General features: G+C 65.6%; 12 protein-coding genes. 6 read left to right on the top strand and 6 right to left on the bottom strand.

The window, feature by feature from the left end:
- Positions 1-132 precede the first annotated feature (132 nt).
- Positions 133-816: a DUF599 domain-containing protein gene (locus RT123_RS13375; protein ID WP_055803258.1), complete on the bottom strand. Its 684-nt coding sequence runs from the start codon at positions 814-816 to the stop codon at positions 133-135.
- Positions 817-955: 139 nt separating this feature from the next.
- Between RT123_RS13375 and ppa the strand changes: the two genes are divergently transcribed.
- A complete protein-coding gene (ppa, locus tag RT123_RS13370; RefSeq protein ID WP_066552596.1) occupies positions 956-1,516 on the top strand; it encodes an inorganic diphosphatase in 561 nt (186 codons plus the stop codon).
- A gap of 65 nt (positions 1,517-1,581) precedes the next feature.
- Here the strand turns inward: ppa and RT123_RS13365 are convergent, their stop codons facing one another.
- Positions 1,582-2,112 (bottom strand): GNAT family protein, encoded by a 531-nt coding sequence (locus RT123_RS13365; protein ID WP_313009602.1) that lies wholly within the window; start codon positions 2,110-2,112, stop codon positions 1,582-1,584.
- Between the two features lie 135 nt (positions 2,113-2,247).
- On the opposite strand from RT123_RS13365, the gene hslU reads away from it, so the two are divergent.
- Positions 2,248-3,549, top strand: coding sequence for an ATP-dependent protease ATPase subunit HslU (gene hslU / locus RT123_RS13360; RefSeq protein WP_313009601.1), 1,302 nt, complete (start codon positions 2,248-2,250; stop codon positions 3,547-3,549).
- Here hslU and RT123_RS13355 read toward each other — a convergent pair.
- Positions 3,539-4,843 carry a YihY/virulence factor BrkB family protein gene (locus tag RT123_RS13355; RefSeq protein WP_313009600.1) on the bottom strand — a complete coding sequence of 435 codons (1,305 nt, stop codon included), beginning with the start codon at positions 4,841-4,843 and terminating at the stop codon, positions 3,539-3,541. The two genes, hslU and RT123_RS13355, sit on opposite strands and share 11 nt — an antisense overlap.
- A 62-nt stretch (positions 4,844-4,905) precedes the next feature.
- Between RT123_RS13355 and prmC the strand changes: the two genes are divergently transcribed.
- Both prmC and RT123_RS13345 read left to right on the top strand, forming a co-directional pair.
- Positions 4,906-5,817: a peptide chain release factor N(5)-glutamine methyltransferase gene (prmC, locus tag RT123_RS13350; protein WP_168189886.1), complete on the top strand. Its 912-nt coding sequence runs from the start codon at positions 4,906-4,908 to the stop codon at positions 5,815-5,817.
- Between the two features lie 239 nt (positions 5,818-6,056).
- Entirely contained in the window at positions 6,057-6,413 is a 357-nt protein-coding gene (locus RT123_RS13345; RefSeq protein WP_313009599.1) for a DUF559 domain-containing protein, read from the top strand.
- Between the two features lie 225 nt (positions 6,414-6,638).
- Here the strand turns inward: RT123_RS13345 and RT123_RS13340 are convergent, their stop codons facing one another.
- Positions 6,639-7,901, bottom strand: a complete 1,263-nt coding sequence (locus RT123_RS13340) for a RelA/SpoT domain-containing protein (protein ID WP_313009597.1) — start codon at positions 7,899-7,901, stop codon at positions 6,639-6,641.
- Positions 7,902-7,927: 26 nt separating this feature from the next.
- Positions 7,928-10,516: an ATP-dependent chaperone ClpB gene (gene clpB, locus RT123_RS13335; RefSeq protein ID WP_313009596.1), complete on the bottom strand. Its 2,589-nt coding sequence runs from the start codon at positions 10,514-10,516 to the stop codon at positions 7,928-7,930.
- 173 nt (positions 10,517-10,689) lie between these two features.
- Between clpB and RT123_RS13330 the strand changes: the two genes are divergently transcribed.
- The gene (locus RT123_RS13330) at positions 10,690-11,331 is read left to right on the top strand and encodes a LysE family translocator (RefSeq protein ID WP_313009595.1); all 642 of its coding nucleotides are present in this window, start codon (positions 10,690-10,692) and stop codon (positions 11,329-11,331) included.
- A gap of 22 nt (positions 11,332-11,353) precedes the next feature.
- On the opposite strand, the gene RT123_RS13325 is transcribed toward RT123_RS13330, so the two are convergent.
- Positions 11,354-13,657, bottom strand: a complete 2,304-nt coding sequence (locus RT123_RS13325) for a TonB-dependent receptor domain-containing protein (RefSeq protein ID WP_313009594.1) — start codon at positions 13,655-13,657, stop codon at positions 11,354-11,356.
- Positions 13,658-13,817: 160 nt separating this feature from the next.
- On the opposite strand from RT123_RS13325, the gene RT123_RS13320 reads away from it, so the two are divergent.
- The coding region (locus RT123_RS13320) for a BCCT family transporter (protein ID WP_313009593.1) at positions 13,818-15,226 on the top strand (1,409 nt) is incomplete at its 3' end.

Genomic DNA, 15,226 nt, shown 5'->3' with positions numbered 1-15,226 from the left:
CAATGGGTCAAGGCCGATGCGCGCCCGGTCGGTCACGCCTTGTTACGGAAATAGGGCGGATCGCCTGACAAGACGGCGCTCTTTCGACCAAGGTCGGACGGGATTTCGATTTCGCAACTGCGAAGGGATGGGTCAGTTGTCCAGCAGCCGCCGTGCGTTGCGGATGGCGCGGGCGGCGGGAGACGCTTCCTGACGATAGATTAGCAGGCCGAACGAAGACGCCACGCCCAGCGCCAGCCACAGCGGGCCGAACAGCCAGGCCGCCGCCGCCAGGGCGAAATAGTAGCCGCGCACACCCTGACTGAAGGAACTGAGCGCCGGGTTCAAAAGCTGGCCCGCCGCCTCGCTGAAAGCCTTGCGGTCGGTCTTGGTGTGGATTTCCGGCGCCGCGCCGATCAGCGCTAGGGCGTAGTTCATCTGGCGCAGCGCCCAGATGAAATCCAGAAAGCCGCGCGCCAGACAGATCAGCACCAGCGCCAGCTTGGCCTCTAGAATCTTCATCGGCACGTTTTCGGCGCCGACGGCGGCGAACCCCTGGAGAGCGCTCTCGCCGCCGAACAGGATGCCGGCGACCGCCGCGATCAGCAGCAGATTGGTGGAGGCGAAGAAGGAGGCGGAGTTGATCGAATGGCCCATAAGTTGGCTGTCGATCAGCTTCATCTCGCGATGGGTCATGGACTGCATCCAGGCCGCCCGGACATGCTCCATGTCCTGGTTCAGCGAGCCGCCCCGTCGGCTGATGAAAGCCAGGATGGGGCTGTATCCCAGCCAGCAGATGAAGAAGAGGGCCAGCGCCGCCCAATCGGTCCAGGTCATGATCCAGATGTCCGCGATGATGCGCCCCGACGCAAGTCCGCCGGGCCCGTGTTCGCTACATGTCGCCCTTGCCGTGACGGGCCGGGGAGCCTATCACCCTTCGCCTTTCAAAGTTTCGCAGTCGCAGCAAAGACCCGCCATGAACCTCGACGCCATTCCCGTCGGCCCGAACGCTCCCTGGGACATCAACGTCATCATCGAAATTCCGCAGGGCGGCCTGCCGGTGAAATACGAGATGGACAAGGCCTCGGGCGCGCTGTTCGTCGACCGCTTCCTGCACACCGCCATGTATTATCCGGGCAATTACGGCTTCGTGCCGCACACCCTGTCGGACGACGGCGACCCCTGCGACGTGATCGTGCTGAACCCGACGCCGGTCGTTCCGGGCTGCGTCATCCGCTCGCGCCCCATCGGCGTGCTGAAGATGACGGACGAGGCCGGCGGCGACGAAAAGATCCTGGCCGTGCCGGTCGACAAGCTGAACCCCTACTACACCGAGATCGCCAGCTATCGTCAGCTGCCGGCCATCCTGATCGAGCAGATCGAGCACTTCTTCACCCGCTACAAGGATCTGGAGAAGGGCAAGTCGGTCAAGGTCGAGGGCTGGGGCGACGCCGGCGAGGCGGCCGACCTGATCGCCAAAGGCATGCAGGCCCACCAGGACAAGCTGGCCAAGAACAAGGCCGCCAACGCCGCCTGATACGGGCGATAAGCGCTTGAAGCCTTAAGGCGTCCTCCGATCAGGGGACGCCTTTTTGCTGACCGTCAGGCTCGCCATTCGTGTCGCAGAAGGGCGTACTGACACGTGTTGACGTAGATCGGCTGGCCCGCGGCGTCGTTCATGAACGAGATAAACTCGCGGAACAGTCCTTCTCGCCGCATGCCCAGCCGTTCGCAAAGCCTCTGTGACGCCAGATTGTCGTCCTCAACATAGGCGTACAGGCGACGGGCCGCCTTGTCCTTGAAAAGATGGTCGACCAGGGCGCGAGCCGCTTCGGACGCATAGCCGGCGCCCCCATAGGCGCTGTTGAAGTTCCAGCCGATGGACCAGGTGTCCGGCGCCTCGAACATTGCGAAGACATCACCGATGACATGGCCGTCGGCCTTGGACTGGACGGCGATATATTCGCCCTCGGCTCCACGCTTGAGGACTTCCTTTTCGGCCGCCACCATGTCCTGAAGAGTCATCGCGGCGAAACAGGCGGCGCGCGGCTGATGAAGGTAGGCGAACAGGTCTGCGGCGTCGCCGGCCTCAAAGCGTCGAAGGGTCAGACGATCCGTTTGCAGGGGTGTCATCGTTGGCCTGGGGTGCAGCGTGCGCGTTTCTGACGATCGGCATGACGCCCTTTCGCCGATGACGATAGGATTTTGTGCGCGCTGCGACGCCCCGCCCCTCTCCCGCAACGGTTCGGCCTCTCCTATCTGCGTCGCATGACCGAACTGACCCCCCGCGAGATCGTCTCCGAACTGGATCGCTATATCGTCGGCCAGAACGACGCCAAGCGCGCCGTCGCCGTCGCCCTGAGGAACCGTTGGCGTAGGAAGCGTGTGCCGGCGGACCTGCGCGACGAGGTGACGCCCAAGAACATCCTGATGATCGGCCCCACCGGCGTCGGCAAGACCGAGATCGCGCGTCGGCTAGCGCGGCTGGCGGGCTCGCCCTTTCTGAAGGTCGAAGCCACCAAGTTCACCGAGGTCGGCTATGTCGGCCGCGACGTGGACCAGATCGTGCGCGACCTGGTCGAAAGCGCCCTGATCATGGTGCGCGAGCGCCGGCGCGGCGACGTACGGGCCAAGGCCGAGGCCGCCGCCGAGGACCGGATCCTGGACGCTTTGGTCGGACCGGGCGCGGGGCCGGCGACGCGCGACAGTTTCCGAAAGAAGCTGCGCGCCGGAGAACTGGACGACAAGGCGATCGAGATCTCGCTGGCCGACACCGCTTCGCCGATCCAGGGGCTGGACATTCCGGGCGGCGGCAACGTCGGCCTGCTAAACCTGTCGGAGATGCTGGGCAAGATGGGCGGCGGGCGCACCAAGACCGTCAAGCTGGCCGTGCGCGACGCGACGACGCCCCTGATCGCCGAAGAGGGCGACAAGCTGCTGGACCAGGACAGCCTGACGCAGGAGGCGCTGAAACTGGCCGAGAACGAGGGCATCGTCTTCCTAGACGAGATCGACAAGGTCGCGGCCCGGCAAGGCGCATCCGGAGCCGACGTGTCGCGTGAAGGCGTGCAGCGCGACCTGCTGCCCCTGATCGAGGGCACCACGGTCTCGACCAAATACGGGCCGGTGAAGACCGACCATGTGCTGTTCATCGCCTCCGGCGCCTTCCACGTCGCCAAGCCCAGCGACCTGCTGCCCGAGCTTCAGGGACGGTTGCCGATCCGGGTCGAGCTGAAGGCCCTGACGCGCGACGACTTCAAGCGCATCCTGACCGAGCCGGAGGCCAATCTGATCCGTCAGAACCAGGCCCTGCTGGCGACCGAGGACGTGACCCTGACCTTCACCGACGATGCGGTCGAGGCGATGGCCGATGCGGCGGTGGCGGCCAACAGCGCGGTCGAGAACATCGGCGCGCGCCGGCTTCAGACCGTGATGGAGCGGGTGCTGGAGGAGACCAGCTTCAAGGCCTCGGACCTGTCGGGCCAGACCGTGACCTTCGACGGCGACGCTGTGCGCGAGAAGATGGACGCCCTGACCAAGGACGTCGATCTGAGCCGCTTCATTCTGTAGCGACGCGCTCGGCGGCCTTGCGGTTCTGGCGGCCGCGAAGGCGGTCCGCCACCCGCTCGGCCTGGCGCTGGGTGAAGGCCAGGGCCGCGGGATTGCCGCGCCGGGCGCCGATGCTGTCGGCGACCTTGGCGCCACGCTCGCCGATCGGCAGGGGCTTGCCGGTCGTGGTGTCCACGGCGGTCTGGTGCTCGATCTCGGCGTTCAGCTCGGCGCCCATCAGGATCACCTGCACCGACAGCCAGGTCCACAGCAGAAAGCCCATCATCGCCGCCAAAGGCCCGTAACTGTCGGTCCGCACGAAGTTGGACAGATACCAGCTGAACAGGAAGGAGACGGTCAGGCTGAGCACCGCCGCGAAGATCGCGCCCGGCGTGACCCAGCGCCAGCGCGCGCGCTGACGGCAGGGGCCATAGCGGTAGATGACGGTCAAGGCCGCGATATAGCCCGCCAGCAGCAGCGGCCAGCGCAGCGGGGCGATCAGGCCCCACTCCTCCTCCAGCCCGAACAGCCGCACCACCACCGGCACGCCGACGACCAGGACCGAGGTCAGCAGAACGGCGATGATGGCCCCGACGGTGAAGGCCATGCAGATCAGGTTGTAGCGCACGATGTTGCGGCGTTCGACCTCGTGGTAGGCGACGTTCAGGCCGTAGAACAGCACCTTGACCGCCCCGTTGGCGGTCCACAGCGACAGGGCCAGGGTCCAGGCCAAGGTGAAGGTCAGCTGGCTGTTGGAGTTCTCGGCCAGCCGCTGCATCTCCCCGCCCAGGAACTCGGCGATGCTGTCGGGCAGCAGGGCGTAGAGGAACTGCAGCCGGCCCCAGGCGTCGGCCGGATCGGCGAACAGGCCGTAGAGGGTCACGAACGTCCCGAGGAGCGGGAACAACGACAGCAGGGTGAAGAAGGTCACGCCGCCGGCGACGAAGCCGACCCGGTCGCCGAAATAGGAGCCGCCGGTGCGCCAGACGATGTCGGACCAGCCTCTGTGCGGAATGTGCTCGGGCCGTTTGGCCATGCGGCCGCGACCGGGCTCCTGGGCCTCATAGTCCTCGGGCGTGGGGACCTTGGGCGGCAGGGGTTCGGGGCGGGGCGCGCGCAGTTCGACGCCGACCTTGTGCCCCTGGCTGTAGAGCAGGTGAGCGGCGCCGGCCCCGGCGGCCAGACCCCCGGCGGCGGCGGCCAGGAACTTCCACACCCGCCCGCGCTCGACCGGCGCCGGCGTCCGGGCGAACAGGTTGCGAAGCGGGGCGAGGCGGGAGGGGCGGCGCGCAGTCATCCCGACGCGAACGGTCAAGCTGGCCTCGCGTTCCTCCCGTCGCGCTTGAAATCGGCGCCGGGCCGGGCCAATCAACGCCCATGACCGACCCCATCACGCCCAAGTCCGACACCGACGCCCCGACCCTGCTGACCGCCTGGAAGGCGGCGCAGGCCCGGCTGAAGACCGGCCGCATCGACAGCCCCGCCATCGACGCCCGCCTGCTGCTGGAGGCCGCCGCCGGCGCCAGCCGCATGGACATCCTGACCGACCCCTATCGGCCCATCACCGCCGACCAGCTGAGCGCCTATGAGGCCATGGTCGATCGCCGGCTGAAGCGCGAACCCGTCTCGCGCATCGTCGGCAAGAAGGGCTTCTGGAAAATCATGCTGAACGTCACCCCCGACGTCCTCAGCCCCCGCCCCGACACCGAGACCCTGATGGACGTGTCCATGCTGGCCTTCGGCAAAAACGAAGCCTTCGACGCCATCGACCTGGGCACCGGCTCGGGCGCGATCCTGCTGGCGCTTCTGGCCGAGCGGCCGGCCGCGCGCGGGGTCGGCACCGACATCTCGTCCGAGGCCCTGGCGGTGGCCAAGGAGAACGCCGCCAACCTGGACCTGAACGAGCGCGCGACCTTCCTGCGCACCGAATGGGCCGCAGGCTTCGGCGACGCCAGCTTCGACCTGGTGCTGTCCAACCCGCCCTATATCCCCACCGACCATATCGCGACCCTGGACCCGGAGGTCCGCGACCACGACCCGCACCTGGCCCTGGACGGTGGGCCCGACGGCTTGCAGGCCTATCGCGACCTGGCGCCCGAGGTGAAACGCATCCTGAAGCCGCTGGGCGTCTTCGCCGTCGAGATCGGCTTTGACCAGGGCCCGCAGGTCAAGGCACTGTTCGAGGCCGCCGGCTTCACCGACGTCAAGATCATCAAGGACCTGGGCGAACGCGACCGCGTCGTCACCAACGGCCCGGACCCGCGCACCAACCCCATCCCGCAGGACTGACCGAGATCAGACGGTCGGCGGACAGAAACACCGTCTAATTCGTCTAATTCGTCTGATCTGGCCCTCCCCCGCCGTGCGGTGCGTCCCCTGCGGACGAACCGAGACAGGATCGCACGGTTTGGAGGCATGGGCAGGAGGATGACGCTTACGGGCGGCAGGGTGTTGAAATCGTTCGCGGTCCTTGCCGCAGATGCGCGGGCTGGCGGCTTTGCGTTAGGGTGCGCCACGAGGAGCCGCCCATGACGACCAACCGCCTGACGCCGCGCGCCCGCGGACTGCGCCAAGTCGGCGGCTTGGCCGAGGAGCGGATATGGGCGGGGTTGCGCGGCGGCGCCGTCGACGGCTGGAAGGTGCGTCGCCAGCATCCGGTCGGCCGGTTCGTGGTCGATTTCGCCTGCGTGCCGCTGCGCCTAGTCATCGAGATCGACGGCGGAGTGCATGAGCGCGACGAGGTCGTCTTGAACGACCACTATCGCCAGCAGGCGATCGAGGCGCTGGGCTGGACCGTCATCCGCTTCACCAACGCCGAAGCCCTGGCCGACCCCGCCCGCATCGACGCCGCCCTCCGCGACCGCGCCAAAACGCTGGGCCTCTGACCTTCCCTCTCCCATTGGGAGAGGGCTTGAGCCTCCGAGAGGGCAGCGAGCGGCAAGGCGAAAGGGTGAGGGTCGTCCGCCCCCGCCATCTTTTGCGGCCCGACCGCTGCGACGGCTCACGCCAACTTCGATACTCAATCCTCATCCGACCGCTCTGTGTCAAACTTCGGACGATGGAAAGAGGATTGGTTCCGGCAACTATCACATCATAATATGATCGATGTTTTAGATATGACTTTGCACATCCCCCAATCTCTTGATGTTTATAGATATACCAGTGCTTGAAATCACGAATTCTTTTTCAAGCAAAACCTTAAGAGAGGCATCAAACGTGATAACATTTTTACACATATGATTCTTAAGCGTTTCCACACTTACTGTTTTAGCTCCAACAAACTTCTTTCGAAAAAGAACCCCAAGAATTTGCCGCGCACCCACATCCATTTCTTGACGCCGGGAAAATCCAATAATTGACTGATCTAAGTTTTCGAGAATATCGTCGAAATCTGCGATGCCAAAATAGTGACTATGCGTCTGACTAACAGTAGAAACGTCAGAGGATCCGATCAGAACAACTTCGTATTTTTCCTCCGCGGGAAACTCTTTTTCATATCGAACATAAGCGGCGATGGCTTCCTCAGGGCTGCGACCAACCACGTCCCAAGTGACAAATGCTCCAGAATTCCAGTCGAAAACGATGAGCCAGTTCTTCAAACCTGACGGCTCGTGCGCCTCCTTCTCGATCATCGCTTTAATGACATCTTCGTTGACGTAGCTGCCGATTGCGCCGGCCTTATCTGAACGCTCAATGATATTTTCTGAGCGAACACGCATCTGATCTAGATCAGTTTTTTGGCGGGGACTCGGTTCACGACCAGCTTCAATTTCATAAAAAATGTCGGAGAGGATTTTGAAGTAGGCGATAACAGAGGCATCACCTTCGCCTTCTTTCAGATGGTTTCCGTAGACAACCGACGTACGTTCTATGCTCTCGGCCCAATAGTGTTGGGTCTTGCTCCGAATCTGCAACTCCAGACCAAACCCGCCCCGCGACACAATGAAATGTAGAGCGCGATAGCCGCTGTCATCCCGCCCCAAGTCTCGATAGTCTGTGACACGTTTCAGATCAAACAAGCCCGATTTCAGCGCTCTAGCTTTTATATATTCAGATAACTTATCGACATCTTTATCAGAGTCTACAATTATGCGGCTTCCGCCAATATCTTGAAGTTGTGTCAGGCGAGTGTTTAGTCTTCTCAACTTTCTTATTATTTGTGGTTTTCTTTTAAGTCTTTGGGCAATATAATAGTTACCACCATATGCCGCGAGCCAGTTTTGAAGTTCGATGGTCATCTCGGAAAGCGGATGCAAGTGCGCCGCACGGAAGACGTCGAAATCTTCTTCCAACTCGAGAAGCTCGTACTCGTCGATACCGCCGGGCTCGGCGAGCGAACGGCCAGCCTTGTCTAAGCGACTCTTAGTAGCCATCCACGCACCCCCCGGCTGTTTATGCCCTAATGCACCCGCATCTTCCCGATTGCCAGCCCGCCCTCGCCGGCCGTGACGGCGATCACGCCGCCGTCCTCGATCTCGCCGGCCAGGAGTTTGCGCGCGATCGGGTCGACAAGGTCCTTCTGGATGACGCGTTTCAGGGGTCGCGCGCCATAGGCGGGGTCGTAGCCGCGGTCGGCGAGCCAGGCCAGGGCGCTGTCGTCCAGGTCCAGGGTCAGGCGGCGGTCGGCGAGCAGCTTCTCGAAGCGTGACAGCTGGATGCGGACGATGCCGCCCATCTGGTCGCGGCCCAGGCGGTGGAACAGGATGATCTCGTCGATCCGGTTCAGGAACTCGGGCCGGAAGTGGGCGCGCACGGCGTCCATGACGAAGGGACGCACGGCCTCGACGTCATCACCCTCGCCCTGATCGGCCAGATACTGGCTGCCCAGATTGGAGGTCATGATGATCAGGGTGTTCCTGAAATCGATGGTGCGGCCCTGGCCATCGGTCAGGCGGCCGTCGTCGAGCACTTGCAGCAGCACGTTGAAGACGTCGGGGTGGGCCTTTTCGACCTCGTCGAACAGGACGACCTGATAGGGGCGACGGCGCACGGCCTCGGTCAGGGCGCCGCCCTCGTCATAGCCGACATAGCCGGGAGGGGCGCCGATCAGGCGGCTGACGCTGTGTTTCTCCATATATTCCGACATATCCAGGCGGGTGATGGCCGCCTCGTCGTCGAACAGGAAGTCGGCCAGGGCCTTGGTCAGTTCGGTCTTGCCTACGCCGGTCGGGCCCAGGAACAGGAAGCTGCCCAGCGGACGGTTCGGGTCGTTCAGGCCGGCGCGGGCGCGGCGCACGGCGTCGGAGACGGCGGCCAGCGCCTCGTCCTGACCCACCACCCGACCGCCGAGCGCGGTCTCCATCTGAAGCAGTTTCTCGCGCTCGCCCTCCAGGATCTTGTCGACGGGCACGCCGGTCCAGCGGCTGACGACGGCGGCGATCTGTTCGGCGTCGACGACCTCGGGCGTCAGGGGGCCCTTGCCGGAGGTCTCATTGGCCTCGGCCTCTTCGAGCTGCTTTTCGATCTGGGGGATCTGGCCATAGGCGATCTCTGACGCCCGGCCCAGATCGCCGGCGCGCTGGGCGTTGGCGAGTTCCAGGCGCAGGCGGTCCAGTGTTTCGCGCAGTTGGGCGCCCTGGCCGACCTTGTCCTTTTCGGCCTTCCACTGGGTGGTCAGGTCGTCGGACTGGCCTTCCAGATCGGCGATCTCGTCCTCCAGCTTTTCCAGACGGTGTTGGGAGGCCTGGTCGGTTTCCTTCTTCAGGGCCTCGCGTTCGATCTTGAGCTGGACCAGGCGGCGGTCGATCTCGTCCAGGGCCTCGGGCTTGGAATCAACGGCCATGCGCACGCGGCTGGCGGCCTCGTCTATCAGGTCGATGGCCTTGTCCGGCAGGAAGCGGTCGGTGATGTAGCGGTTCGACAGGGTGGCGGCGGCGACAATCGCGCTGTCGGAAATGCGCACGCCGTGGTGGACCTCGTACTTCTCCTTCAGGCCGCGCAGGATGGAGACGGTGTCCTCCACCGTTGGTTCAGCGACGAAGACCGGCTGGAAGCGGCGGGCGAGCGCGGCGTCCTTTTCGACGTGCTTGCGGTATTCATCCAGGGTCGTGGCGCCGACGCAGTGCAGCTCGCCGCGCGCAAGCGCCGGCTTCAGCAGGTTGGACGCGTCCATGGCGCCGTCGCCCTTTCCGGCGCCGACCAGGGTGTGCATTTCGTCGATGAACAGGATGATGCCGCCCTCGGCCGCCGAGACCTCGGACAGGACGGATTTCAGCCGTTCCTCGAACTCGCCGCGGTATTTGGCGCCGGCGATCAAACTGCCCATGTCCAGCGCCATGACGGTCTTGTCGCGCAGGGATTCGGGCACGTCGCCGTTGACGATGCGCAGGGCCAGACCCTCGACGATGGCGGTCTTGCCGACGCCGGGTTCGCCAATCAGGACGGGGTTGTTCTTGGTGCGGCGGGCCAGGACCTGGATGGTGCGGCGGATCTCTTCGTCACGGCCGATGACCGGGTCGATCTTGCCGTCGCGGGCGGCCAGGGTCAGGTCGCGGGCGTAGCGTTTCAGGGCGTCATAGCCGTCCTCGGCGCCGGCGCTGTCGGCGGTCTTGCCCTTGCGCACCTCGGCGATGGCGGCCTCCAGCTTGTCGGCCGTGACGCCCGAAGCCTTCAGCACCTCGGCGGCGACCCCGCCCTCCTTGGCGAGCGCCGCCAGCAGCCGTTCGGTGGTGACGAAGGCGTCGCCGGCCTTGTTCGAGGCTTCCTCGGCGGCGGCGAAGACGCGGGCGGTGTCGCCGTCCAGATAGAGCTGGCCCGAGCCGCCGGTGACCTGGGCGCGCTTCTTCAGCGCGGTTTCGACATCGGCCTCGGCGCGGCGGGCGTCGCCGCCAGCGGCGGTGATCAGGTTGCGGGCCAGACCGTCGCGTTCCTCCAGCAGCACCTTGAGCAGATGCTCGGGCGCGAACTGCTGGTGCCGGCGGGCCAGAGCCAGCGACTGGGCCGACTGGACGGCCTGTTTGGCGCGGTCGGAATAGAGTTCGAGATTCATGGTTTCAGTCCCCTCGGGAGGCGGATGGATTTCAGCACACCCTCTGCTGAGCAGCGCGCCGTTGAGATCGAGGTGGGTGTGACGATCGGGTCACACAAGGGGTCCGCTGGGCGGCTTTCGGGGCTGTCCGTTTCGCCGCCGCGCGCCTAGGCTCTGGCGAACAGGAGCGCCTCGTGATCGCCCATTCCGCCTGGCCTGTCGATCCGGCCGTCGTTGGCCCTTTTCTGATCGCCGTGGCGCTGATCGAGCTGACGCCGGGGCCGAACATGGGCTGGCTGGCGCTGGTCGCCCTGGCGCGGGGACGGCTGGCCGGTTTCGCGGCTGTGGCGGGCGTAACCCTGGGGCTGGCGGTGTGGATGCTGGCGGCCGCCTATGGGCTGACGGAGGTCTTTTCCGTCTGGCCGCCGCTGTATCAGGGCCTGCGTTGGGCGGGCGTGCTGTTTCTGCTGTGGCTGGCGTGGGAAGCCTGGCGCGCGCCGACGATCGAGGCGGCGCCCACGCCAGACGCGCGCTCGCTGAGCGGCCTGTTCGTGCGCGGCCTGATGGGCAATCTGCTGAACCCCAAGGCCGCGGTCTTCTACGTCGCCCTGCTGCCGACCTTCATGCGACCGGACCACGGCGCGCCGCTTAGCCAGGCCCTGACGCTGGGGAGCCTGCATCTGGCGGTCGCCGTCCTGGTGCACAGCCTGATCGTGATCGGCGGCGCGGGCGCGGCGCGGCTGGCGCCCCGGATGCAGGGTCGCGCCCTGCGCGCGGTGATGGCCGGCGGCCTGATCGTGGTCGCCGCCTGGCTGGCCTGGGAGACGCGGACCTGAGCCCGCGTCCCCCGTCAGGCCGTCAGCCCCCGGTCGGGCCGGTCGAGAAGTCGAACTGTTCCGGCTGGCGGCGCGGACCGCCGAAGTTCCAGGTCAGGCCGATGTAGAAGGCCCGCAGCTTGATGTCCTGCTCCGAGCGTTCGCGGAACTGCGGCGTCTCGTAGATGGTCGTGGTGTTGAAGGTGTTGAAGATATCCCGCGCGGTGAAGTTGAACGACAGCTGCTCGTTCAACTTCCTGCGATAGCCCAGATTGACCATGCCGCCGGCCTCGCGCCGGCCCTGGGCCAACAGGCTGTCGCCCTGCCAGAAGCTGGAGACCTGGACGAAGTCCTTGGCCGTCGGCTGCCAGTTCAGGCTGAGACGCCCGCTGGCCAGGGTGGCCTCGCGGTCGCCGCCGCCGACGACGGCACCCGAGTCGATCTCCTGACGGAAGACGTTGACGCTGGCGCTGTAGCGCAGGGTCGGATGCAGACGCCCGTTCGCCGTCGCCTCCACGCCCAGGTCGCGACGCGAGCCCAGGTTTTCCGGACGGGTCAGGAAGACGCCGCCGCCGATGTCGGACGCCACATCGGTGAAGGCCTTATCGGTGTTCCGCAGATAGGCGGTGGCCTGATAGAAGCTCTGTCCCTTTCGCATCTGCCACATGGCCTCGAAGCTGTCGGTCTCCTGCGGCTCCAGATCCGGATTGCCCGAGCGGACGTTCAGCGGGTCCTGATAGACGACGAAGGGGTTCAGCTGGCTGGGCTGGGGCCGCTGGATGCGGCGCGAGTAGCTGGCGCGCAGGGTCTGTTCGGGCGTCAGCTGATACTGGACGTGGGCGGTCGGATAGGCGCGGAAATAGTCCTGGGACGCCGAGGCGCCGCCGGTCAGATCCTTGATCTCGATATCCGCCTGCTCAAGCCGCAGACCCAGTTGGGCCGACAGCTTCTCGCCCAGCGGCCGCTCATAGGTGGTGTAGAGGGCATGCACCGTCTGGGTGGCTTCGAAGCGGTTGTTCAGGGCCGGGACCGGGGCCAAGGCCGCCTGCGAGGGACCGCGCAGGAACTCGGCGTCCTGCTCGGGCCGCTGGGCGTTCAGCTCATAGCCCAGGCGCAGCTTGCCGCCGTCGGACATCGGGCGGGTATAGGCGCTGGTGAAGCCCCAGGTCACCTGATCGACCGCTGTCTTGGTCCGTTCGTACAGAGCCGCGCCCCCCGGGGTCAGGAAGGTGGTCAGGGTCTGGCTGGTGGTGTCGTTGGCGTTGGAATCGTAGCGCAGCTCGTTGGACCACTCATGGCCGTCGCCGTCGAAGCGGCGCAGCACGCGCGCCGTGGCGCCCCAATTGTTGAAGGTGAAGTCGGAATCGCCGACCCGGCGATAGGCGCTGGTCACCGCGCCGGCGGCGTTGCGGGTTTCATACAGGCCGTCGCCCGACCCCGTGCCGTCGAAGGCCACGCCGCGCAGTTCGCCGGTCAGCTGGGTCTTGTCGTCCAGCTTATATTCGGCGGTGAAGCGGGCGAAGGTGCCGTTCTGCTCGGACTCGACCGGCTGTTCGACGGTCGTGGTCGACACCACCGCGCCGGTGACCGGGTCCAGCTGTTCACGGACGCGGTTGAAGGTCAGTTCGGTCGGATCGGAGCGATAGCTGGCGTCGCCCGACAGGGTCAGGCGATCCTTCTGGTACGAGCCGCTGAGGCCCGCGTTCCAGCGGCCGTTGTCGCCGACGTTGACGCGCAGCGAGCCGGTCGTCTGGGTCCCCGGCTTGGGCGCCGTGGGCTTGGTGATCAGATTGATGACCCCGCCCGAACCCTCGGGGCTGTAGGCGGCGGACGGATTGGTCATGACCTCGATGCGGGCGTACTGGCTGGCCGGCAGCTGGATCAGGGCCTGGCCGCGACCGGGGCCGGTCAGGATGCCGGACGGGCGGCCGTCGACCAGAATGGTGACATTGGCGTCGCCGCGCAGCGACACGTTGCCCTCAGGGTCCACATCCACCGACGGCACGTTGCGGAGCGCGTCGGCCAGACTGCCCGTCGTCGCCTGAAGATCGTTGGCCAGGCTGTAGCTGACCGAGTCGATCGAGGTGCGCACGTCATTGGCGCGGGCGTTGACGACCACGTCGCCGACGCTGGCGGGCTGCTGTTGCTGGGCCGGTTCGGTCGTCTGAGTGCGCGGCACGGGCGTCTGCGCCGTCGTCGCCGGGGTCTGGGCGGCCGGCTGGCTCGTCGTCGCCGGCGGCGGGGTCTGCGAGGCGGTCTGGGAGGAATTCTGGGATTGAGCCAGAGCGGCGCCGGGCAGGGCGACGGCGGCCGCACCCAGCATGAGAACGAGTTTGGAAGAGGTCATGCCCCGGCGATCCTGAAAGAGTGCGCGGGCATCTGTTTGCGCCCGTCGATAAGCCTGACTATCGACGTTACTTTGAATCGCAAAGTTACATCTTCTTCATCGAGACGGCGCGGTTGTGGCCAAGCTGGGAACTGTCAGCTTCGCCATACGCTTTGACCCGATGCTGACCACGAAGATGAACCCCCGCGTGTTCTGGGGCGCGAGCGCCATCATCGCGCTGTTGCTGCTTGTCGCCATCGTCGCGCCGGGAGAATCCGACCGCCTGTTCCAGAGTGTTCAGGCCTGGGTGATCGACACCTTCGGCTGGCTCTATATCGCCTCGGTCGCCGCTTTCGTGGGGCTGGTGCTGGTGCTGGCGATCGGCCCCACGGGCGCGCTGAAGCTGGGGCCGGACGATGCCGAGCCGGACTTTCCCTATCTGTCCTGGTTGGCCATGCTGTTCGCCGCCGGCATGGGGATCGGCCTGATGTATTTCGGCGTCGCCGAGCCGATCCAGCACTATATCAATCCGCCCGAGGGCGCCGGCCGCACCTTCGACGCCGCGCGTCAGGCCATGGGCATTACCTTCTTCCACTATGGGGCGCACGCCTGGTCGATCTATGCGCTGGTGGGCCTCAGCCTGGCCTTCTTCGCGCACCGCAAGGGTCTGCCGCTGACGCTTAGGTCGGGCCTGTCGCCCTTGCTGGGCAAGCGCGTCAACGGGCCCATCGGCGATGCGGTCGACATCTTCGCCATCTGGGGCACGGCGTTCGGCATCGCCACGTCTCTGGGTTTCGGCGTGTCGCAGATGAACAGCGGCCTGACCTATCTGCTGGGCATTCCCAACACCGCCTGGGTTCAGGTCGGGCTGATCGTCGTGGTCATGGCGGCGGCGACCGCCTCGGTCATGAGCGGGGTCGGCAAGGGGGTGCGCCGTCTGTCGGAGCTGAACCTGGTGCTGGCGGTGCTGCTGATGCTGTTCGTGCTGGTGGTCGGGCCGACCGGCTTCCTGTTCAAGGCCCTGGTCCAGAACTTCGGCTTCTACCTCAGCCATTTCGTCGAGCGGACCTTCACCCTCTACGCCTATGAGCCGCGCGCCTGGATGGCGGACTGGACCCTGTTCTACTGGGCCTGGTGGATCGCCTGGTCGCCCTTCGTGGGGATGTTCATCGCGCGGATTTCGCGCGGACGAACGGTGCGGGAGTTCCTGCTGAACGTGCTGCTGGTGCCGGCCGGTTTCACCTTCCTGTGGATGACGGTCTTCGGCAATACGGCGATCAGCCTGGACATGGGCCAGGCGGCAGGCGCGATTTCCAACGCCGTCTCGGCCGACCTGTCGACCGCCCTGTTCTACTTCCTGGAGCAACTGCCGGGCGCGGCCTTCACCTCGGGTCTGGCGATCCTGCTGGTGGCAGTCTTCTTCGTCACCTCGGCCGATTCGGGGGCCCTGGTGATCGACACCATCGCCTCCGGAGGCGCCGACGACACGCCGCGCTGGCAGCGGGTCTACTGGTGCCTGCTGCTGGGCCTGATCGCCGCCACCCTGCTGCTGGCGGGCGGGCTGGGCGCGCTACAGGCCGCCACCCTGGC

Source organism: Brevundimonas vesicularis (assembly GCF_032067225.1).
Taxonomy (GTDB): Bacteria; Pseudomonadota; Alphaproteobacteria; order Caulobacterales; family Caulobacteraceae; genus Brevundimonas; species Brevundimonas vesicularis_F.
The sequence above is the reverse complement of the archived record's forward strand: the minus strand, read 5'-3'. Positions and strand labels throughout refer to the sequence as shown.

What these genes read in the sequence shown, in the direction of transcription:
- RT123_RS13375 (WP_055803258.1), bottom strand. Translation starts at nt 816, where the DNA reads ATGACCTGGACCGATTGGGCGGCGCTGGCCCTCTTCTTCATCTGCTGG.
- ppa (WP_066552596.1), top strand. Translation starts at nt 956, where the DNA reads ATGAACCTCGACGCCATTCCCGTCGGCCCGAACGCTCCCTGGGACATC.
- RT123_RS13365 (WP_313009602.1), bottom strand. Translation starts at nt 2,112, where the DNA reads ATGACACCCCTGCAAACGGATCGTCTGACCCTTCGACGCTTTGAGGCC.
- hslU (WP_313009601.1), top strand. Translation starts at nt 2,248, where the DNA reads ATGACCGAACTGACCCCCCGCGAGATCGTCTCCGAACTGGATCGCTAT.
- prmC (WP_168189886.1), top strand. Translation starts at nt 4,906, where the DNA reads ATGACCGACCCCATCACGCCCAAGTCCGACACCGACGCCCCGACCCTG.
- RT123_RS13345 (WP_313009599.1), top strand. Translation starts at nt 6,057, where the DNA reads ATGACGACCAACCGCCTGACGCCGCGCGCCCGCGGACTGCGCCAAGTC.
- RT123_RS13340 (WP_313009597.1), bottom strand. Translation starts at nt 7,901, where the DNA reads ATGGCTACTAAGAGTCGCTTAGACAAGGCTGGCCGTTCGCTCGCCGAG.
- clpB (WP_313009596.1), bottom strand. Translation starts at nt 10,516, where the DNA reads ATGAATCTCGAACTCTATTCCGACCGCGCCAAACAGGCCGTCCAGTCG.
- RT123_RS13325 (WP_313009594.1), bottom strand. Translation starts at nt 13,657, where the DNA reads ATGACCTCTTCCAAACTCGTTCTCATGCTGGGTGCGGCCGCCGTCGCC.